We start from the raw sequence: 21,195 nt of genomic DNA, 5'->3' as shown, positions 1-21,195 counted from the left end.
TTCGCGCCGAGATCGGCGATCACCGAGCGAAGAGGTCCTCGCAGCAGCCGATCAGCCGGGGCCGCTCGGTCTCGTCGAGCCGCCCGGCGGCCACCTCGCGGGTGAAGGCGACCGCCACCGGGGTCTTGAACACGGACACGAGCACGACCGGGTCGTCCGCGCCGACACCGACGACCGACGTCACCGGCTCACCCGCCGGTCGGCCCGTCCCGTGTGGACGAACAGCGCCCGGCCGGTGCCGTCATCACCGACGAAAGCGTGCGGCATGTGCAGGCCGAGTCCGTCATGTTCGACGACCAGGGTGTCGCCCTTGTAGCCGAGCAGCCTGCTCTTCTCCGGCCCCGTCCCGAGATCGGCGAAAACCCCCTTCGGCGTGCGCTCCAGCCACAGTTCACCATCCTCGTCCTGCGTGACGACGATGTCCGCGACCTGCGACGAGTACTCGCCGACGTAGCGGTACGGGTCCGCCGGAGCCTCGGCGGCGTCGGGCTCGGGCAGCGGAGGTACCTCGACGCCCGCCAGGTCGCCAAGCACCTTCCGGAAGATGTCCAGGTAGAGGTGCAGCGGCTTGCCGCCGTTGGTCAGCAGGGCCACCGCGACGTTGCTGCCCGGTACCACCCGCAGGAACGCCGACTGCCCGATGGTGCCGCCGTCGTGCCCGATCACCGGGCCGCCGGCCCAGTCGAAGATCATCCAGCCGATTCCCCAAGCCCCGCCCATCAGGCCGAGGTAGGGCATTTCGACCTGGCGTTCCCGCATGGCGCGGGCGGTTTCGGGCCGGAGGACCTGCGTGCCGTCGTCGGCGCGGCCTTCGTCGAGGTGCATGCGCACGAAGGTGAGCAGGTCGCGCGGGCGCATCGCGAGATGCGAACCCGCCGGGGCGTTCGACCGCGTCAACGCCCAGACGGGCGCGGCGACCGGCTCCGCGTCCAGAGCGGGCTGGACATGGCCGATCGCGGCGCGGTACCGGATCGCGTCGTACGGTCCGGCGGCGGCGTGGGTCAGTCCGAGCGGTGCGAAGAGATGGTCGCGCAGGCACTCGTCGTAGGGCTTGCCCCGCAGGACCTCGACGATCCGGCCGAGCACGCAGTACCCGGCGTTGTTGTAGGAGAACATCTCCCCGGGCTGGAACAGCTGCGGCACGTCGGACAGCGTCGCCACGAGCTTCGCCACGCAGTCGTCGCCCTGCCCGGTGTCGGTGAAGATGTCGCCCTCGAACCCGGCGGTGTGACAGGTCAGTTGTCGCACCGTGATCCGCGACGCTGCGACGGTGTCCGAGAGAGTGAACTCGGGAAGGTAGTCGAGGACGGGCTTGTCGAGGTCCAGCCTGCCCTCGTCGACGAGCTGCATCGCCAGGGTGCTCGTCCACACCTTCGTGATCGACCCGATCTGGAACACCGAATCCACTGTGGACCCCACGCCGGTGCTCTTGTTCAGCACGCCGGCCGCGTGATCGATCACCTCGCCGTTTGCGAAGACCGCGACGGCCGCGCCGGGCACCTGATGCTTCGTCAGCAGGGCGGGGAGGTTCTCCGCGAGCCAGGTATCAACCTCAGAAAGTTTCGACATGCGCACCTCTTGTCCGTGGAAAGGTGGACCGGCAGTCTCCGGAATGCTAGGTCTGTGACAGGCGTCACCGGTTCGTGCGGAGCAACGAGAGCGGCGGGAAAATTCATCGGGGCGGACGAATCATTCGCTCCCCGCCTCGGGAAGCCTGAGCCATTCGACGGCCTGTGCCGCGGCGAAGCCGATGAACGCGTCCCGCTCGGGCACCCTCGACCGCCCGTCGACTGCGTCGGTGAAGATCCCTACCGCGTAACGACCGCCATCCGGGTACTCGACCACACCGACCTCGTTGCGCACCGACGGCAGTGTCCCGGTCTTGCCGCTGACGCGGATCCCGTCGTCAGGGAACCCGGACCGCAGCCGGTGCGGCCACACCTGGAGTTCCATCCACCGCCGGACGTCCGCGCACGCGGTGGGCGCGGCCGCCTCGTCACGCCAGATCAGCGCGAGCAGCCTGGTGATCTCTTCGGCGGTCGTGGCACAGGTGTGCTCCGGTCGCAGCGCGCGCAACGCGGTGATCCGCTCCAACGGGAGCTCCGCCAGCAATCTTTCGTCGTCCTCGTAGGAGATCCCGAGGTCTTCCCCGATGCTGCCGAGTACCTCTCCGCAGTCCTGAGGGACGGTCGTGTTCTCAAAGCCGAGTCGCCGCAACGATTTCTCCGTCTTCTCCTTTCCGACGCGCGCGAGGATCAAGTCGGTCGCGACGTTGTCGCTGATCCCGATCATCAGGATCGCGAGGTCGTACCAGGACATCGTGATCTCGTGCCGAAAGGTGGCGAGGCCGTACGGGCTCGGCGTGGGATGTCCTGGCGGGACCGTGATCCGCTCGCCGAGGTCGAGCCCACCCTCGGCGGCCTGCCTCGCCAGTTCCAGCGCGATCGGGACCTTGAAGACCGACGCCGTGACGACGGGGGAGTGTTCGTCGACGCCGATCCGCCGGGTGCCGTCGATCTCGGCCGCGTGCAGCCGCACCCGGACGCCGGCCTGCTTCGCGCGGTCGTTGATCTTTGCGATGACTTCGGACGCGGTGGGCATGGGACTCCTGTCTACTTTCGAGGGCTCGGGCGAGGAACGTGTGGGTACAGCCACTCACGAGGCTTGGGATTTCGCCGGGGAGAAGGTGAACTGCGTGGCGTTCTGCGGTACCCAGAACGCCATCACGGCGGTGAGGAGGGTGGTACCGGTGAGGAAACCGAACGCGGCGGTGTAGGAGAAGGTGTCGGCGAGCCAGCCCATCGCCACCGGCGCGACCGCGCCGGCCACCTGGCCGCCGAAGTTCATCACTCCCATGCCGATCCCGACGACCGCCGTGGGGAGCACCCGCAGCGGCAGGCCGAAGACGGCCATCGTCGCCATGCTGAACACGGCGAGGGCGAGCGTCTCGTAGACGGTGAACTCCGCCGTGCTGTCCGCCTTCACCATCAACGTCAGCAGCACCGCGGTCGCCAGCGCGATCGAACCGAGGTACCAGCGGCCGTGATCGTGGAAGTACCGGTCGAACAGCCAGCCGCCGAGGACGGTCGTCCCGATGCTGACCAGCATAGGTATCGCGGCCAGTACCCCGGTCTGGCTCAACGACAGCCCCCGCGACTCCAGCAGATAGCTGGGTACCCAGGTGATCATCCCGTAATTGAGCATGTTGGTGACACAGAACAGCAGGGTGAACTTCCAGACCACAAAGGACTTCAGCACCTGCTTGCGGGACACCTCGGGAGTCTTCACCTTGTCGCGCGGAAGGCTGCTCAGCTCTTCGGGCAGCGCCTTGGGCAGCAGTGTCCAGACGACCACACCGATGATCGCGCCGATGCCCGCCATCCAGAAGAACGTGTGCCGCCAGCCGATCGCCATCAGCAGCGGGCCGACGATCAGCGGCGCCAGCCCCGCGCCGATCCCGCCGGCGGACAGCATCACACCGGTCGCCGTCGCGCGGTTGCCGGGGGTGGTCCGTTCGGCGATCGCCTTGAACGAGGCCGCCGGGAAGTGTCCTTGGCACACCCCGAAAAGACCACGGACGACCAGCAACATGCCGAAGGTGCCCGCCATCCCGGTCATCGCGGTGAACGCCGACCAGAGCAGCAGCGTGACCAGCATCGGCCCCCGCGAGCCGTACCGGTCGGCGAGGAAACCCGCCGGGATCTGGCAGACCATGTAGACCAGCGCGAATACGGTGACGAGCCAGCCTTGTTGGGTTCTGCTGAGCTCGAACTCGGCGCCGATCATCGGCAGCGCCATCCCGATGGAGAACCGGTCGATGTAGTCGACCGCCCAGGCGAACACCATCACCACCATGGTGATGAGCGCCGTCCGGTTGATCCGCCGCGCTGTCCAGGTGACCTCATTGACCACTGCCGTCATGGCGCCTCCGCGGAAACTCTGGGAGAGAAGGAGAGCGGCGCGAGAGTGGCGCCGATCACTCATTCTGAAACGCGTTCGGCGAGCGGAGTTCGTGCGGTCACACGAACATGTGCCGCCGTTTCGGGCCGGGGAGACCAACCCGGCCGGCGGTCAGGAGTCTTCGGCGTCCGGCGGCGCGGTCCGCGCATCACGGGGCAACAGCCGGAGTTGCAGCATCGCGGCGAACCTCTCCCTCGGGTCGTCGAGGTCGATCTCGCCGACTTCGGCGAGCCGCCGCAATCGGTAGCGGAAGGTGTTCGGATGCACGTAGGCCGACGTGGACGCGGCGCCGATGTCCCCGAAGGCGTCCAGCCAGCACCGGAGGGTGTGCACCAGTTGTGACTGGTGCTGGGCGTCGTAGGAGAGCAACCGCGCGACAGGTCCTGTCGCGACGCCTCCTCTGGCCGCGGCGAGATCGGCCAGTTCCAGTATGAGGGCGTCGACGTGGACGTCGTCGGCGGTCGCGACGCGTTTGGCGCCACCGTTGGTGAGCAGCACGCGCAACGCCCTGTCGGCACCGTCGCGCGAGGCACGCAGACCGGAGCCGTCGAGCGCGAGCGGTCCGATTCCGATCGCGGCCGCCGTCCGGCGTCCCGTGCGTTCCAGGAAGGTCGAGGCGACCCGCACCGAGCGCTCCTGGCAGTCGGCTCGGCCGCCGGGCATCGGGACGATGCCGTAAGCGACGTCACCCACGAGCGCGACGGCGGAGCGCGGCTGGACGGCACTGAGGTGCATGGCCAGCGCGTCGGCGACCCGCTGACGATCCGCCACAAGTCGGAGATCGTCCTCGAGCGCGGGCGCGCCGAGCAGGCCCATGGCGAGCACGATCGACGGCCGGCCGAGCAACCCGAGGCGGGCGATGGCCTCCGGCGCCTCGGCGCCGCCTTCGAGCGCCGTGCTCACCAGGTCCGCGCGCAGTCGCCGTTCGACGTCGGCGCCCGCGCGCAGCCGGAGCATGTGCAACGCGACGAGTTTGGTGGCGTCGATCAACGCCTGGGTCCGCTCCTCGCTGAGCGGCTCCCGGACCGCCGCCCAGACCGACCCGAGTACCTCGTCGCCCGCGCGGACGGCGAGCGCCACGCGCGGTATTGCGATCGCGTTGTCGTCGTAGCGTCTCGGATCGACGTACACGGGAGTGTGGTCGCGGTACAGCTTCTCGAAGACGCCGTCGCGTTCCAGGCCGCGGGTGAACCGCTCCGGCACCTGTCTGCCGAGGATGGTCTCCACCCGGGAAGGGTCCGCTTCGTCCTGACGTCCGGAGAACGCCAGGACCCGGGAGTTGCGGTCCTCGATGGTCACCGGCGCGTCCAGGAGCGCGGCGATCGCGTTGGCCAGTGCGAAGAGATCGCCCGACGGGATTCCGCCGAGGGTCTGCGGCGAGACCTCGCCGACGTCCTCCTCGGCGAGCAAGGTCCTGAGCATGGCGGCGAGCTGAGCCCAGGACGCGCCTCGCGCGAGCCCGAGCAGGGCGACCCCGGAAGAGTCCGCGGCACGCCGGAGTTCGGGCGTCGGGGTGACGGGGGACCGGACGACGAGCGCCGCCGCGCCCCGTGCACCCACGTCGTGCAGAAGGCGGACGACCTCGTCCTGCTCCCGCACCCCGACGCCGAGCACGACGGCCCCGTCAGGGATTTCGGATTCGTCGTGCGGATCGTGGATGACCACCCCGCCGAGCTGCTTGCGGGTGGTCCGGCCGACCGCGACCGGATCCAGGAGCACGTCCCCGAGGTCTTCGAGGACGCGCCCCAAACTCGTCTGCGGCCCACTGGGCACCGGTGTCAGCACCCCCCGAAGGTAGACCCGGCCTCGTCGAACCGACTGGTTCGATCCGACTACATATAGCCCCGGAATCCGTGGGCCGCTACGAAGCGATCCACGTTTTCCCGATGGTGACCTCGTCCAGCAGGTCGGGAATCGGGGTCACCCCGAGGCCCGGCCCGGTCGGCACCGGCAGATGCCCGCCGTCCAGCACGAACGGTTCGGTGATGTCGGTGCGGTAGAACCGGCCGGACGCCGAGGTGTCACCCGGCAGCGTGAAGCCGGGCAGCGAGGCCAGCGCGACGTTGGCCGCCCGGCCGAGCCCGGTCTCGATCATCCCGCCACACCACACCGCGACCCCGTGTGCCGCGCAGACGTCGTGCACCCGGCGGGCTTCGAGGTAGCCACCGACGCGACCCGGTTTGATGTTGACGATCTGGCAGGCGCCGAGTCGGATCGCGTCCACCGCGGCCTTCGCGGACACGATCGACTCGTCGAGGCAGATCGGGGTCCGGATGCGCTTGGCCAGTTCGGCGTGGCCGAGCACGTCCTCTTCTTCGAGCGGCTGCTCGATCAGCAGTAGGTCGAACGAGTCGAGCCGGGACAGCAGGGGAGCGTCGCCCAGGGTGTACGCGGTGTTCGCGTCGACCTGCAGCAGCACGTCGTCACCGAAGCGCTCCCGCACCCGGCGCACCGGCTCGACGTCCCAGCCGGGTTCGATCTTCAGCTTGATCCGGACGTAGCCCTCGTCGAGGTAACCGCCGACGACGTCGAGCAGCCGCGGGATCGAGTCCATGATCCCGACCGAGACCCCGCAGGCCACCGAGTCGCGGACGGACCCCAGTTCGGCCGCGAACGACCGCTCGTGGGCGCGGAGTTCGGCGTCGAGAACCGCCATCTCCAGAGCACCCTTGGCCATCCGGTGGCCCTTGAACTTCGCCAGCAACGGCGTCACCTTGTACGCGGTCACGTCCTCGGCCGCCAGTAGCGCCGGGATCAGATGGTTCCGCAGCACATGTTCGGCGGCGTCGTTGTACTCCGACGAGTAGAGCGGCGCCTCCATCGCGACGCATTCGCCCCAGCCCTCGGCCGCCGAGGTCACGGCGCGGACGAGCAGCAGTTCCCGTTCGGCCTGTGTCCCGAACGATGTCCGGAACGGAGCCACGAGCGGCATCCGGACCCGGCGCAGTTCCACACCGCTGAGTTTCACGACTGCTCCTTCGAGATCACGTACCAGCCGGGACGATCGAAACCGGCGACGTGGGCGTTGTCCGCCATCAGTCCGCCGAGGACTTCACGCAGGGCGACGCGCCACGCCTTGCCGCGACCGGGATCGGAGCGGCGCAAACGTTCGATGTCGGGCGGGACGGCGACGAGCACGGTCGGCGCGTCGGCGGATCCGATCCTCGGACCGCCGTCGGAGTCGACCGACAGTGCCTTCGCCGCGCCCGATGCTTCCGCGTCGATCAGCACGGGTTCACCGAAGGCAGCGGCACGGACTGCCGGGCTCGTCAGATCCCAGCCGACCATCAGCCGGTCGGTGTCGCCCGAGCCGTTGATGCTGTCCTCCATCGGACCGTAGAAGTCGGGCAGGTAGCCGATCGGGCGCGCCCCGAGTTTCCCCAGATTGAAGTAGGCGTTGCGCCGCACCAGCGGGTCGAAGGTCCAGGTGATCAACGAGACGTCCTGGAGCAGCGCCCAGCCGCGCTGGTGCAGTTTGAGCGCGTGCCCGATGCCCCGGCCGGCACCTGCCTTGGCGACGCCGGCGATGTGGCTGTGCAGACTCGCTTTCCCAGGGTTCCCGAAGAAGCCGAAGCAGGCCCCCAGGAGTTCGCCGTGCTCGAACGCGCCGGTGACGTAGTTCCCGGCCGTGGACATCGCGCGAAGCAGCTCCGTGCTCACCGGCCGGGCGCCGGGCGCGGACTGCCAGATCGATTCGAACAGACCGACCACCGCGGCCAGATCGGCGATTTCGGTGAGTTCGCGGATTTCGATGCCCGAAGCCACGGCCGCGGCCCGCGCGGCGGCGACCGCTTCGTCACGCACCTCCCGGGAGGCCAGGCTTTCCGCGTTCATCGCAAGATTTGTCACGGGACAGTCCTTTCCCGGCTCGACGGTTGAGTCACCGTCGTGCCTCACCAGATTGGCCCGCGGGTTTCGTCGCACCGGACGGATTCCGCTTCGCGAGCACGTTCTCCACGAGTGCGGCCAGCAACGCGGTGCGTCTCGGTAGTTCCGCGACGACGACGTGTTCGTGATCCGCGTGGGCCCCGCCGCCGACGGCACCGAGACCGTCCAGGGTCGGGATTCCGATCCCCGCGGTGTAATTGCCGTCCGAGGCACCACCGACCGCCACGGAAGTCAGTTCTCCGAGACCGAGTTCGCCTGCCAGTTCCCGTGCCAGCGAGAAGAGTCCCGCCGATGAACTTCCTTCGAGCGGCGGCCGGTTGATCCCGCCGGTCACGCGGACCTCGGCGTCTTCCAGTGCCGGACGGAGAGCCCGCATGGCCCTGTCGACGCGGAGTTGCTCGGCCACGTTCCACACGCGGACGTCGACCGCCACGTTCGCGGCGGCGGGAACGGTGTTGACCGTCGTTCCCGCCGAGACGACGGTGGGTGTCACACTGGTGCCCGCCCCAGGGTCGGCGAGCGCGGCCACCGCGAGGATCTGGTGCGCGACCTCGATTCCCGCGTTGATCCCCTTCTCCGGTTCGAGCCCGGCATGGGCGGCGCGGCCGGTCACCTCGACCCGGTAGTGGGAAACGCCTTTGCGGCGGCACTTCAGCGCGCCGCCGTCGGCCGAAGCCTCCAGCACGAAGGCCGCGTCACAGCCGGCCGCGGCTTCTTCGATCAGCGCACGGGAGGACGGCGAGCCGATCTCCTCGTCACCGGTGACCAGAATGGACAGTCCGTCACGGTCGGGCAGCGTCGCGGCGGCGTGCAGTGCCATCACGACCCCTGCCTTCATGTCGAAGCAGCCGGGACCGCGCAACACCCCGTCCCGTACGGAGAACGGATGCGTCTCCAGCGAACCGTGGGGCCACACCGTGTCGTGGTGACCGAGCAACAGCACACGAGGCGGCCCGTCACCGAACCGCCAGCGCAGGTGCGTGACTCCGTCGACGACGATCCTCTCCGGCTCCGCACCGAGCAGTCTCCGGCCCACGTCGGCCACCACTTCGGCGCTGCGGGCCACCGCTTTGTGATCCGACGACGGGGACTCGCAACGGACGAGCGTCTCGATGTCGGCCAGCAGGTCGCTCATCGCGGCTCACCGCGCAACGGCTTGCCGGGGAAGGCGTCGGTGCGCAGGTTCCCGTCGGTGACGACCGGAACGCCCGAGACGAACAGATGCCGGACTCCGACCGATGGCCGCGTCGAATCGAAGTAGGTCGCCGCGTCAGTGATGGCGTTCGGGTCGAGGACGACGATGTCGGCGTCGGCGCCGACGCCGAGCCGTCCCTTGGCCAGTGCCCCGGGCGCGACCTCGTCGAGCACCCGCGCCGGCAGGTAGGAGCAGCGCCGGAACGCCTCCAGCCAGGTCCAGGCCTTGCTCTCGCGCACCATCAGGCGCAACGTCTTGGCGTAGGTCCCCGCCGTGCGCGGATGTGTCGCGCCACCGCGTGGCAGCGGCCATTCGGTGCTCTCGCTGGTGCCGTTCTTCCAGTACACGGGCAGCGCGTCGCTGGCGACGATGGCGTCGGGGAACGCGAGCGCCTTCTGCAGCAGGCCGAGGTCGTGCGGGCTGCTCTCGTCGAGGAACTCCAGGATGCACGGTGCGCCCGGATCCTCGGCACGCACCTGGAGCAGACGGCCTGCGTCGGCGATACGCTCCCCCGACTCGAGCATGATCACACTGGACGGGGTCAGGCCCTTCATCTTCAAGCGTTCGGGTGAAAGGAACGCCGCGCCGATCCCCGTGCTGCCCGCACCGTAGGGATAGGCCTCGACGGTCACCCGTGATCCGGCCGCGCGGCCGGTTTCGAGCGCCGCGAGCACCCGCTCGATCTGGTGGCCGGACGTGCTGTTCACGTGGCAGTGGTGCATCGCGGCACCGGTCTCGGCCGCGACGATCGCGATTTCCGCCGAACCGTCGATGGGTGTCTCCGGATTCACCTCGACCAGTTCACGGACGTGGGTGTAGGTCGGCGCACCGGCCTCTTTGGCGAGTCGGGCCAGCGCGAGGAACTCACCGGGGTCGGTGTCGGGCGCGTAACCGAGGAGCACACCGACGCCGAGCGCGCCCGCGGCCAGCTCACCGTCCACGAGGGACAGCCAGGCCGCCATCTCCTTCGGCGACGAAGACCGTTGCCAGGCCGGGTTTCCGAGGACGGCAAGCCCGCTGTCGATATTCGCGTCCGGCTCGATCCCGGCGAGCACCTGCGCCCGCGCGGCACCCCAGGACGCGGAGAACCCGTAGTGCAGCGGACGTCCCGCCGCCGCGGCCTCGGCGTAGGCGCGCTCGATCGGCATCAGACCGGCTTCGAGGTCGAGCGCGGTCGTCACGCCGTCCATCGCCTGCAACCGCTGGCCCGCGATGGTGTGCACGTGGCTGTGCAGGTCGATGAAGCCCGGTCCCACGACGAGCCCGGAGACATCGATCTCCACATCGCCGGGCCCCGCGGTCAGACCTTCCCCGACGGCGGTGACCACCCCGTCGGATACCAGCACGTCGGCCGTACCGTCGAACCCCGTCGCCGGGTCGATGACACGACCGCCACGCAAGAGTGTCCGCATGCTTCGCCTCCTAGGATCGCCTCGTTCATGGCGACCCTAGGAGCTTTCTCGGACCGACCGTTCGTACCGCGCTACGAATCCGGGGCCCTCGGTCCATCCATCCGCACGAACCGCTCTCCCGGCAGGCGCCTATCCACTTACGACACCGGCCAGGGCGTGTTGCGAAAGCGGCAGTTGAGCCGCGATGAGATTGCCTTGAGGGTCGCTCCCCCCCCCAGGGCAGCTGTCGACGCAGCACCGCATTCTCGTGTTGCAAGGCCGGCAACTCAGCTGCCTCACTGCTTGGTTCTGCGGGCCAGCTCGCGCTTGAGGATCTTTCCGGTGGCGGTCATCGGCAGGCCGGCCACGAACTCGACGGTGCGCGGGTACTTGTAGGACGCCATCTCTCCCTTGGCCCAGGCGACGAGCTCGTCGGTGGTGAGGGAGGAACCGGGCTGCAGGATGACGTAGGCCTTGATCTCCTCGCCGTGGCTGTCGTGAGGTACGCCGATGACGGCGGCCAAGCTGACCTCCGGGTGCTTCATCAGGACTTCTTCGATCTCACGCGGATAGACGTTGAAGCCGCCTCTGATGATGAGGTCCTTCGACCGGTCGACGATGTAGTAGAAGCCGTCCTCGTCGCGTCGTGCGAGGTCGCCTGTGCGGAGCCATCCATCGCGCATGACCTCGGCGGTGGCTTCCGGCCGGCCGTAGTAGCCCTTCATCACGTTGTGGCCCTTGACCGCGATTTCGCCGACCTCGCCGCTCTCGGTCACCTCGGTCCAGTCGGCGTCGACGAGTTTCAGTTCGACGCCCCAGATGGGCACCCCGATCGATCCCGGGCGTGGGTCGAGGTCGGGGTCGCTGAACGTCGCGACGGGAGATGTCTCCGACAGTCCGTATCCCTCGAGCACCGTGATCCCGAGGCGCTGTTCGATCTGGTGGGCCATCTCCATCGGGAGTGCGGCACCTCCGGAGATGCCGATCCGGAGGTTGCTCGCGATGCGCTTGACGTCGATGTCGTCGCTGAGCGCGTTCAAGAGCCCCCACCACATGGTGGGTACGCCGGCGAAGAACGTGATGGGCTCGCGGCCCATCAGGCCGACGACTTCGCGCGCATCGAAGCGAGGGACGAGGTAGAGGGTGGCGGCCATCGAGAAGCCTGCGTGCATCTGCACTGTGGCACCGAAGGTGTGGAAGAGCGGGAGGCAGAGCAGGTGGCTGTCGGAAGCCGGCGTGCTGCGGAACAGGCGGTTGCATGCCAGCACGTTCATCACCGTGTTGGCGTGCGACAGCTCTGCGCCCTTGGCCTGTCCGGTGGTCCCGGAGGTGTAGAGGATGACCGCCGTGTCGGTGGGCTCGGTCGTCACCGAGTCGTACGTTGTGCTGTGGCCGGCCAGGACACTGCCGAGCGTCTCGACGCCGTCGATGGGACTGGGAGCGGCCGGATCATCGGTGATCACGAAGAAGTGCTCGACGGCGTCGACCTGCTGGAAGCCGGCGAAGCCCTCGGCGCTCATGGGCAACTCGGCGGTGCCCTCGAAGCAGAAGTAGGCCTTCACGTCGGCGTCGTCCAGGTGGTAGGCGATCTCGCGGCTTTTCAGGAGGACGTTGAGCGGGACGACGACTGCGCCGGTCTTGATGATGCCGTAGTAGACGACCGGGAAGTGCGGCAGGTTCGGGCAGCTGAGGGCCACCCTGTCACCGGGGCCGATCCCGCGTTCCACGAGCAGGTTCGCGACCTGGTTGGCCGCGGCGTTCACCTGGCTGTACGTCAGGCGGGTCGGGCCCAGTACGACAGCTTCGCGGTCGGGGTACTTGCGGGCGGAATCCTCGAGCAGGATCGACAGGTTCAGCATGGTGACTCCTCAGAGCCTCGCGGCGGGCTTGTTCGCCCGCGGATGGATCGTGGGGTCCGCGCCTCGCCGCCGGCGCGGCCGTGTACGTCGTCGTCTCGATCGATCGACGAAGATGTCGTACTCGAGATACCCCGTGCCGCCGTAGGGCGAGAGGTCGGTGACTCCGGTGTCGCGGAGACGGCGGCATCGGCCACGATCTCGGGTGAGCGTGACCTACCTCTCGGATGAAGGTCGGTGGGAAGAACGGCGGCTACCAGCCGTACTGGTACTCACGCCAAGTGATGCTTCGCTGCATGCCTGCCGCCTGCCGTCGCTTACGCGCCGGCCGGCACGACACCTGTCCCTCGCGCCCGGGTGGCCACGATGGGCTCGGCCAGTACCTTCGCTCGACCGGTCTCGTCCAGGGAGCGGCAGATGATGCGCAGCTCGAAATCGACCGTTCGACTCCGGTTGCCTCTGGACGCGAGGCGCGCCTCGACTTCGATGACGTCTCCGCCGCGGACCGGAGCGAGGAACTCGACCGAGGAGTACCCGACGAACAGACTTTCGTGGCCGTCGGTGGCGATCGCCAAGTGTGTGCCGGCATCACCGAACAACTTCAGGCTGAACGCACCGTCGACGAGGTTGCCGGCGTAGTGGGCATCGGAGGAGGCGACGTACCGCTGGTGGACGACGTTCACGCGATCTCCTCGTCGATACGGCCGATCCCGGGTGTAACGGCCTCTCCGCCGATCCTGACGCCGGGGTAGCCGCGCTTGGCGATCTCGGTGCACATGCGGCGGTACTTGCCGACGCCGCCCACGTAGCCGAGGAAGGTGGTCGGCTTGCCGGTCACGTTGGAGCCGCGGTACCAGGAGTCGGTGGTCGCGTACAGCGTCTGGCCGACCGTGGCCTCGGTGATGCTCACCCAGTCGTCCTGGGCCTCGGTGGTGGGTTCGACGACATCGCTGCCTTCGGTCTTGGCATGCGCGATCAGGTCGGTGATCCAGTCGACCGCCTGCTCGATCGTCACGACGACGTTGCTCGCGAGTGCGGGGCTCTGGGGGCCGGCGATCATGAAGAAGTTGGGGAATCCGGCGGTCATGGTGCCCAGGTAGGTGCGTACGCCGTCGCTCCATGCATCCTGGAGCGTGCCTGCCTCCGGCGTCGTGACGTTGAGTGCGTACAGGGGGCCGGTGAAGGCGTCGAAACCGATCGCGAGAACGATGGCGTCGACGTCGTAGGAGCCGCGCTCGGTGATGATGCTGTCGGAGGTCATGGTCGCGATCGGCTCATCACGCAGCGACACGAGCGAGACGTTCGGACGATTGAACGTCTCGTAGAAGTCGGTTCCGAAGCAGCTGCGCTTGGCGCCCAACGGGTGGAACCGGGGCTCGAGCAGGGACGCGGTCCGCGGATCATCGACGATCTGACGGATCTTCTGACGCACGAACTCCGCCGCGGTCTCGTTGGCCTCCGGGTCGGTGAGGAGGTCGGCGAACTCCCCGCCGACGCCCTGGAATCCGCTGCGTTCGTAGGCCCGCTCGTAGCGCTCCTGACGCTCCTCGGCGGAGACGTCGAAGGCGCAGTCGGTCACCGGGCGGTCCGGGATGCCGCCGGGGGACTGCCGGCACTCCTCGCGGATGGCGGGGTAGTCGCTCTTGATCTCGGCAACTGTCTGCGCGGGCAGTGGGGCGTTGCGGGCGGGGAAGACGTAGTTCGGGGTCCGCTGAAAGACGGTCAGGTGGTCGGCCACTTCGGCGATGAGCGGGATGCACTGCACGCCCGACGATCCCGTGCCGATGACGGCGACCCGCTTGCCGGCGAGGTCGTCGAGCGAGATCGTCCAGCGGCTCGTCGACACCGTAAGCCCGGTGAAGTTCTCCAGGCCCGGCACGTCGAAGTCCTTCGGCGTCGACAGTCCGCCCGAGCCGGCCAGGAGGTAGCGACCACGGCGGGTGTCGCCGGAGTCGAGGGTCAGCTCCCACAGGTGCTCGTCCGGAAGCCAATGCGCCGCGATTACTTTGGTGTTGAACCGGAAGTGCCGACGAAGGTCGAAGCGGTCGGCGACGTGGTTGATGTAGCTCAGGATCTCCGCCTGCGGGGCGAAGCGCTCGCTCCAGGTCCACTCCTGCTGGAGTTCCTCGCTGAACGAGTACGAGTAGTAGACGCTTTCGACGTCACATCGGGCGCCGGGATACGTGTTCCAGAACCAGGTGCCGCCGACATCAGGGGCGGTCTCGAACCCGGCGAACGTCCAGCCCTGCTCGGCCGCCTTGTAGGCGGCGTACAGGCCGGAGAACCCGGCACCGACGCACAGAACGTCGACGATCGGGGGCGTGGAAGAGGTTGCGGTCATGTTCTCTGCCTTCTCGTGTCCAAGGGGCTGACAGACAGCACTGAGCTAGTCATTTGACTATGTCGGATGACCAAGAATGTAGCTACGGGCCATGACCTCGTCAATGCCCGGCTGTCATCAAGGAGTCGAGGTCGATGCGGCGCGGGCGGCGGCGACGCCTCGCAGATGCCGGACCACGTCGTCGATCGCCGCGTCGGTCTTGGCGAAGACGCCGACCTCGGTGAAGAAGCCGTGGAACACGCCCGAGTGGCGAATGGCGGTGGTGGGTACGCCGTCGTGTCGCAGTCGTTCGGCGTACGCCTCGGCGTCGTCACGCAGAGGGTCGACCTCGGCGGTGAGGACCAGGGCCGGCGGCAATCCACGGAGGGACGCCGCCTTCATGGGGGCTGCGTACTGATCGACGCCGTCCTGGTGCGGGCCGACGTATTGCTCCCAGAGCCAGCGTGCATCGGCTGTGGTCAGCAGGGGCGCGTCGGCGAACCGGGTCCAGGACGGCGTGGAGAACCGGTCGTCGACCGCGGGATAGACGAGGAGCTGCGATGCGGGGAGCGGGAGTCCGCGGTCCCGGAGGTGGAGGCAGAGCGCAGCGGTGAGGTTGCCGCCTGCGGAGTCGCCGCCGACGGCGATCATGTCCGGATCGATGCCCGCATCGAGGGCTGACCTGCGGAGCCAGGCCAGTGCGTCGAGCGAGTCCTCGAAGGCCGCCGGGTAGGGGTGCTCCGGGGCGAGCCGGTACTCCAGGGAGAGCACCGCCCACCCGGAGCGAGCGGCGATGGCGCGGCAGACCTCGTCCACTCCGTCAAGGGTTCCGAGAACGAATCCGCCGCCGTGGAGATACAGCAGGGCCGGCCGCAGGTCCTTGGCCGGCGAGCCGGGTGGGTGGTAGAGGCGCGCGCGCAGTGGTCCGGAACGGGTCGGGACGGTCACCGCCTCGATCCGGTCGAGGGGTGTCAGCGGGCGGTCGGACGGCGTGCTCGCGAGCAGCTCGCGCGCCGCCTGGGCTCCGAGCTCGCGGACAGGTGTGGTCAGCGCCTCGGCGATCGCCTGGGCGACGAGCAGCGCGTCGGCGTCGAGGCGCTCCCAGTTCGGTGGGACTGGCTTGGTCATGCGCGGGGGCCTTTCCGGCGAGGTGGCAAGGGGGGTGTTGACAGGTTGTGAACCGTGCCCCAACATCCTAGTCACGCGTTTGAGTCAGATGACTAAGAAATCGCGGATTGCCAGAGCCCGTGCGGCGCCCATACCGGGTCGCGTGGCTCGTGAAGTCGAAAGGACCGAAGGATGAGCGGAACCATGACGGCCCCCACGTCGACATCTGCGGGTGCCGCAGATGTCGACGTCAGGATCGAGGACGATGCGAGTCCCCTCGTGCGACTGATCGGCCGCACGCTGCGTGACTCCGCCCGGACCGGGCATGCCGTCGACACCCTGAACCGGTCGACCGGCACCGTTGCGATTCACTCCCACGACACGCCCCAGGCCGCGACGATCAGCTTCGGCGCCAACGGAATCGACGTCTCCAGCGGCGTGCTGGTCGAGCCGGACGCCGCCGTGACGGTCGACCTCAACGCGCGTTTCGCGCCGACAGCGGATCCCTCCGGTGACGCCGGCCTGGCAGGGGGCGTCCTGCAGGCGCTCACCCCGCCGCTGCCCGGATGGCGTGATGCCGCTCAGCGGTTCTGGGACGCGACACGTTCACTGCCGGGCATTCCCGACGTGCTGATCGCGGTCACCGAAGGGCCCGAGGGCCTGGAGCAGGCCGTGCTCGGCGACGGCCCCACGCAGTACCTGATCGCCGGAGCTCCCGAGACGCTCGCCGCTGTGTTCTGCGGTGCGGACGACCTCTTCGCTGTCCTGTCCTCGGGTGCCCTGGGCATCCAGGGCACCCTCTCGCAGCTGTCGGTGATGACCGGCGCGTCCTGGAAGGTTCGTTACGATGTCTGAACTCACCACCTCGGCCACGAGCGCGCCGCTCCGCGACTCCGGCACGCGAGCCGTCCGGCTCGAGGCGACGAATCACGAGGGATGCTTCCTCGGCAAGAACGTCTCGCCCAAGAAGTACGCGGCGGGCAAGGACGCAGGGTTCGCCTTCGCAGATCTCCTGTTCGGCCTCGACCTCGGCAACCTCCCCGCCTTCGGTGCCGCCTACCCCGCCTGGCGTGGCCACCTCGACGACGTCTACCTCCGCCCCGACGTGTCGACCCTGGTCGAGTGGAAGCCGGGCCTGGACGCGGTCATCGGTGACTACTGGCTCAAGGACGGCACGCCGGTCCCGATCTGTCCGCGCAACCTCGTGCGGAAGATGGTCGAGCGTCTGGCAGGGCTCGGATTCACCGCGACCGTCGCGGTCGAGATCGAGGCGACCGTCTTCGAGGAGTCGATCCACGAGGCGCGCGCCCGCGGGTACCGCGACCTGACCCCCTTGGGCGGCAGCGCGGGCACGGCGTACCACCTCGCCAAGTCGAAGGACTGGACCGACTACATGAACGCCGTGGCCGACCGCCTCGACGAGGTCGGCATCGAGTGGGAGGCCTGGAGCGACGAGGACGCCGCCGGTCAGATCGAGCTCAACATCTCACCGGGCGATCCGATCAAGGTCGGCGACGCCTGGGCGCGGACCCGCCAGATCATGCGCGAGGTCGCGTTCGAGCGCGGGCACAGCGTGACCTTCATGGCCAAGCCCACCGCCGGTTACGGCCAGGCATCCCACATCAACCTCTCCCTGCAGCGCGACGGTGCCAACGCGTTCTACGCCGAGAACGGACCGTCGGACACGATGCTGCACGCCATCGGTGGGCTGCTGGCGACGATGGAGGGCAACACCTCGATCGTGTTGCCGCAGATCACGTCGTACCGGCGACTTGTCGACCTCAGTGGGCCGCCGGTCACGATCAGTTGGGGCATCAGCAACAAGACCGCCGCGGTGCGCGCCGTCTGCGGACACCCCAAGTACTCCCGCCTCGAATACCGCCTCCCGGGCGCGGACGCGAACCTCTACCTCGCGCTCGCGGGCGTGCTCGCCGGCGTCATCGCCGGTGTCGAGCGGAAGATCGACCCGCCCGAGCAGGTCACCGACATGGCGTGGTGCCTGCCGCCGGGCCTGGGCATCGAGCGGATCCCGGACACCATCACGAAGGCCGCGGCGGCCCTGGACGCCGACCCGATCCTGCGCGAGCTCCTGGGCGACGAGTTCGTCGACTGCTGGGTCGCGTCGCGCAAGTGGGAGTGGATGCAGTTCCACACCGCCGGCGGCGACCCGTTCGCCGAGCTCTCGCCGTGGGAGTCGACTCGCTACTTCGAACTCCCGTGAGCGCGCGTGAGGAGGCCGCGACGGTGCGCCCGCTGCTCGGCATCACCGGGCGCCGGTACCGGCTGGAACTGCTCGAGGGAGCCGACAAGCGGTACGGCGACCGTTGCACCGACAGCTACATGTCGGACTTCGCGAGCCACATCGCGCAGGCCGGCGGACTTCCGGTGCACCTGTCGTACGACACCGACGCGACGGACATCTGCCAGTGGCTGTCCGGCGTGGTGATCACCGGCGGACAGGACGTCCATCCGGCGTGCTGGGGCGGCGACACGTCAGTGGTCCGCGACGTCGATCCACGGACGGACCTGATGGTCCACGACGTGGCTCGGGACGAGTACGAGATCGAGCTCGTCCGAGCCGCGCTGGAGCGGGGGATTCCCGTGCTGGGTGTGTGCCGCGGCCTGCAGGTGCTCAACATCGCCCTCGGCGGCACGCTCGTCGCCGATCTTCCGCCCGGCTCCGTGAGGCACCTGTCCACAGAGGCTGCGCCGACCGACGGCACTACTGATCACCTCGTGACCTTCGAGAAGGGCTCGATCGCCGCCGGCCTGTTCGGCGAGCACGCGCTGACCAACTCCTGGCACCACCAGGCCGTCGACCGCTGCGGCGCCGGCCTGGTCGTGACCGGACGCACGAGCGACGGCGTGATCGAGTCGGTGGAGCTCCCCGGTACTCCGGTGCTCGGAGTCCAGTGGCACCCGGAGTGGATGAAGAGCGCAGACCCGGCGCTGACATGGATCGTCCAGGCCGCGGCGGAGCTGCTCGCGGCCCGCCGCGGTGAACAGACGCACAGGAGCTTGCGATGACGGAGAACGTGGCAGCCGAGCAAGCCGGTCGCACCCAGGCACGTCCCGCGCCGGTGGTGAAGCCCGGACAGCTCGGCGAGGACCCCGCCGTCCCGACCCTGACCGAGCTGCTGTCGCAGCGCGCACAGGATTCACCGGAACGGGAGTTCCTGCGCTTCGGCGAACGGTCATGGAGCTTCGCCGACATCGACACATGGAGTTCCAGGCTGGCGCACCGGCTGATCGAGCTCGACGGCGTACAGCCGGGCGACCGTGTCGCGATCATGCTCCCGAACGTCGTGCACTGGCCGGTCATCTGGCTCGCTGCACTCAAGGCCGGAGCGGTCGCCGTTCCGGTCAACTCCTCCTACCGGCGGGGCGACCTCGCCTTCGTCCTCCGGGACTCGGGTGCGCGCGTCGCCTTCACCGACTCCGAGCGGTCCGGGCTGGTCGCCGACGTCCTGGCGACCGAGGACGGGCTCGCCGGCCTTCGTGTCGTCGACGTCGCCGACGACGGGTCCGAGCCCTTCCCGCAGACGGCGCCGGCGGTGCCGGTCGATGCAGGGACGCTGGCGAACCTGCAGTACACCTCCGGCACGACCGGTTTCCCCAAGGCGTGCATGCTCACCCACGACTACTGGGTCCGGTTGGGCTGGGTCTGTGCGGCGGTGACCGGACTCGGTACCGAGGACGTGCTCCTGACGTCGCAGCCGTTCTCCTACATGGATCCGCAGTGGAACACGGCGCTCGCACTCACGATCGGGGCCCCGCTGGTCGTGTTGCCCCGGTTCTCCGCGTCGACCTTCATGGCGGACGTCCGCCGGCACCGCGCGACCTTCTTCTACGTCCTCGGGTCGATGCCCACGCTGTTGTTCAAGCAGCCGCCCGCGCCCGAGGACCGCGACAACGAGGTACGCCACGTGCTCTGTTCGGGCATTCCCGTCGGTCTGCACGCGCAGCTGGAGGAGCGATGGGGTGCGCCGTGGCGGGAGATCTACGGGATGACCGAGTCCGGTGTCGACCTGTTCAGCCCGTTCGCCGACGCTGATGCCGTCGGGAGCGGGAGCCTGGGGCGGCCGGTGCCGACGAAGCAGGTCCGCGTCGTCGACCCCGACGGCAACGAGGTGCCGGCCGGCGATCCCGGGGAGCTGGTCATCTCGGGCAAGCCCATGATGAGCGGTTACTGGAACCGCCCGGACGACGCGGCCAGGGTCTTGCGCGACGGCTGGCTCCACACCGGTGACGTCGTGGTCCGACGGCCCGACCACGGCATCCAACTGGTCGGCAGGATCAAGGACATGGTGCGCCGCGGCGGCGAGAACGTCGCGAGCGTCGAGGTCGAGGCCGCCCTCGAGCGCGACGACGTGGTGGTCGCGGCCGCGGTCGTCGCCGAACCCGACGACACTCTCGGTGAGGAGGTCAAGGCCTTCGTCCAGCTGGCGGCCGGCGTGCCGGCCGATCGTGCGACAGCCGAGGCGATCGTCGAGCGGGCCGGCAAGGAACTCGCTCGGTTCAAGGTGCCGCGCTACGTGGAGTTCGTCGCCGACTTCCCCCGGACGCCGTCCGAACGCATCTCCAAGCCGGCCCTCAAGGCACGCGCCGTGGACGATCCCGGCGTGACGCACGATCTCGGTGCACGACGGAACAAGACGGGGGCACGTACCGCTTCCGACGGAGGATTCCTCGACGTCGACGTCATGCGTCGCGTTGCCGTGCTGACGCTCCGACGTCCCGAGAAGCTCAACGCCATGGACGTCGCCACCCGGCTGCGGCTGGCCACGGTCATCCGCGAGTTCGGGACCGGCGACAGCGTGCGCGGGATCGTGCTCACTGGCGAGGGACGGGCCTTCTCCGCGGGCGAGGACCTCCAGAGCGTGCCGTCCACGGACGCCGAGCTCCGTGAGGCGTTCGCGAGCTTCCACGACATCACCCGGGCCATCCTGCAGACGCAGGTACCCGTGGTCGCGGCGGTCAACGGACTCGCGGTCGGGGGAGCCTCGGAGATCACCCTGTGTTGCGACGCTCGCATCGGAACCCGGGCGACGGAGTACTACCAGCCGGAGAACGGCCGGGGCATCACGATCTCGAACGCGTCCAGCGTGCTGCTCAGGCGCCTCATCGGGAGCCATGCGATGCGCATGGTGCTCGGATCGCCTCGGGTCCTGGCCGACGAGGCGCTGCGGATCGGGCTCCTGGACGAGATCGTCGAGCCCGACGCCCTGATCGGCCGGGCCATCGACACCGTCATCGAGTGGACGCCCGCGGGAAACACGACGGCCCTCCACCTGGCACTCCTGCGCCCTCAGACAGAGGAGGTCGAAGCGGCCTTCGCCCGTGAGGACCTCGCTGCGTGGAAGGCGTGGGAGAGCGGAGTCCTCAGTGCGGGGATCGGGGGCTTCTTGTCCGCCAGGGGCACCGGCGCGTAAGCCCCGCCCTGAGCTCGCCATCACCTTCAACAGACCAATCCCACAG

Annotated in this window: 17 protein-coding genes; 4 read left to right on the top strand and 13 right to left on the bottom strand. The window is 68.7% G+C overall.

The features are described from left to right. Positions 1–19: 19 nt before the first annotated feature. The 13 genes from EOT10_RS42015 to EOT10_RS19135 form a co-directional block, all read right to left on the bottom strand. On the bottom strand, positions 20–184 hold the full coding sequence (locus tag EOT10_RS42015) for a serine hydrolase (RefSeq protein ID WP_223281074.1): 165 nt from the start codon (positions 182–184) through the stop codon (positions 20–22). Then, a complete protein-coding gene (locus EOT10_RS19190; protein WP_127829454.1) occupies positions 181–1,569 on the bottom strand; it encodes a serine hydrolase domain-containing protein in 1,389 nt (462 codons plus the stop codon). Before EOT10_RS19190 ends, EOT10_RS42015 begins: the two co-directional genes overlap by 4 nt. Positions 1,570–1,689: 120 nt before the next feature. Next, on the bottom strand, positions 1,690–2,601 hold the full coding sequence (locus tag EOT10_RS19185) for a serine hydrolase (protein WP_127829453.1): 912 nt from the start codon (positions 2,599–2,601) through the stop codon (positions 1,690–1,692). A 54-nt stretch (positions 2,602–2,655) separates the two neighbouring features. Beyond that, positions 2,656–3,921 (bottom strand): MFS transporter, encoded by a 1,266-nt coding sequence (locus EOT10_RS19180; protein ID WP_127829452.1) that lies wholly within the window; start codon positions 3,919–3,921, stop codon positions 2,656–2,658. 150 nt (positions 3,922–4,071) lie between these two features. Continuing rightward, entirely contained in the window at positions 4,072–5,745 is a 1,674-nt protein-coding gene (locus EOT10_RS19175; RefSeq protein ID WP_127829451.1) for a PucR family transcriptional regulator, read from the bottom strand. A gap of 76 nt (positions 5,746–5,821) precedes the next feature. After that, positions 5,822–6,928: an o-succinylbenzoate synthase gene (menC, locus tag EOT10_RS19170; protein WP_127829450.1), complete on the bottom strand. Its 1,107-nt coding sequence runs from the start codon at positions 6,926–6,928 to the stop codon at positions 5,822–5,824. Next, positions 6,925–7,809 (bottom strand): GNAT family N-acetyltransferase, encoded by an 885-nt coding sequence (locus EOT10_RS19165; RefSeq protein ID WP_127829449.1) that lies wholly within the window; start codon positions 7,807–7,809, stop codon positions 6,925–6,927. The genes menC and EOT10_RS19165 overlap by 4 nt, the downstream gene beginning before the upstream one ends. Before the next feature lie 31 nt (positions 7,810–7,840). Continuing rightward, the gene (locus tag EOT10_RS19160) at positions 7,841–8,983 is read right to left on the bottom strand and encodes a M20 family metallopeptidase (RefSeq protein ID WP_189491767.1); all 1,143 of its coding nucleotides are present in this window, start codon (positions 8,981–8,983) and stop codon (positions 7,841–7,843) included. Next, entirely contained in the window at positions 8,980–10,455 is a 1,476-nt protein-coding gene (locus tag EOT10_RS19155; protein ID WP_127829448.1) for an amidohydrolase family protein, read from the bottom strand. Before EOT10_RS19155 ends, EOT10_RS19160 begins: the two co-directional genes overlap by 4 nt. 275 nt (positions 10,456–10,730) lie before the next feature. Then, the gene (locus EOT10_RS19150) at positions 10,731–12,293 is read right to left on the bottom strand and encodes a long-chain-fatty-acid--CoA ligase (protein WP_127829447.1); all 1,563 of its coding nucleotides are present in this window, start codon (positions 12,291–12,293) and stop codon (positions 10,731–10,733) included. Between the two features lie 314 nt (positions 12,294–12,607). Next, positions 12,608–12,973, bottom strand: a complete 366-nt coding sequence (locus EOT10_RS19145) for a hotdog domain-containing protein (RefSeq protein WP_127829446.1) — start codon at positions 12,971–12,973, stop codon at positions 12,608–12,610. Then, on the bottom strand, positions 12,970–14,631 hold the full coding sequence (locus EOT10_RS19140) for a flavin-containing monooxygenase (RefSeq protein ID WP_127829445.1): 1,662 nt from the start codon (positions 14,629–14,631) through the stop codon (positions 12,970–12,972). Before EOT10_RS19140 ends, EOT10_RS19145 begins: the two co-directional genes overlap by 4 nt. A gap of 117 nt (positions 14,632–14,748) precedes the next feature. Further along, positions 14,749–15,738, bottom strand: a complete 990-nt coding sequence (locus tag EOT10_RS19135; RefSeq protein WP_127829444.1) for an alpha/beta hydrolase — start codon at positions 15,736–15,738, stop codon at positions 14,749–14,751. A 171-nt stretch (positions 15,739–15,909) separates the two neighbouring features. Here EOT10_RS19135 and EOT10_RS19130 point away from each other — a divergent pair, with 171 nt between their 5' ends. The 4 genes from EOT10_RS19130 to EOT10_RS19115 are packed head-to-tail and all read left to right on the top strand — an operon-like array spanning position 15,910 to position 21,149. After that, positions 15,910–16,572 (top strand): hypothetical protein, encoded by a 663-nt coding sequence (locus EOT10_RS19130; protein WP_127829443.1) that lies wholly within the window; start codon positions 15,910–15,912, stop codon positions 16,570–16,572. Then, a complete protein-coding gene (locus EOT10_RS19125; protein WP_127829442.1) occupies positions 16,565–17,938 on the top strand; it encodes a glutamine synthetase family protein in 1,374 nt (457 codons plus the stop codon). Before EOT10_RS19130 ends, EOT10_RS19125 begins: the two co-directional genes overlap by 8 nt. Beyond that, entirely contained in the window at positions 17,935–18,744 is an 810-nt protein-coding gene (locus EOT10_RS19120) for a gamma-glutamyl-gamma-aminobutyrate hydrolase family protein (protein WP_127829441.1), read from the top strand. Before EOT10_RS19125 ends, EOT10_RS19120 begins: the two co-directional genes overlap by 4 nt. Beyond that, the gene (locus tag EOT10_RS19115; RefSeq protein WP_127829440.1) at positions 18,741–21,149 is read left to right on the top strand and encodes an AMP-binding protein; all 2,409 of its coding nucleotides are present in this window, start codon (positions 18,741–18,743) and stop codon (positions 21,147–21,149) included. The genes EOT10_RS19120 and EOT10_RS19115 overlap by 4 nt, the downstream gene beginning before the upstream one ends. The last annotated feature ends 46 nt before the right edge of the window (positions 21,150–21,195 follow it).

The sequence above is a fragment of the Streptomyces antnestii genome, assembly GCF_004005495.1.
GTDB classification, from domain to species: Bacteria; Actinomycetota; Actinomycetes; order Streptomycetales; family Streptomycetaceae; genus Streptomyces; species Streptomyces antnestii.
This window is presented reverse-complemented; position numbering and strand designations above follow the sequence as displayed.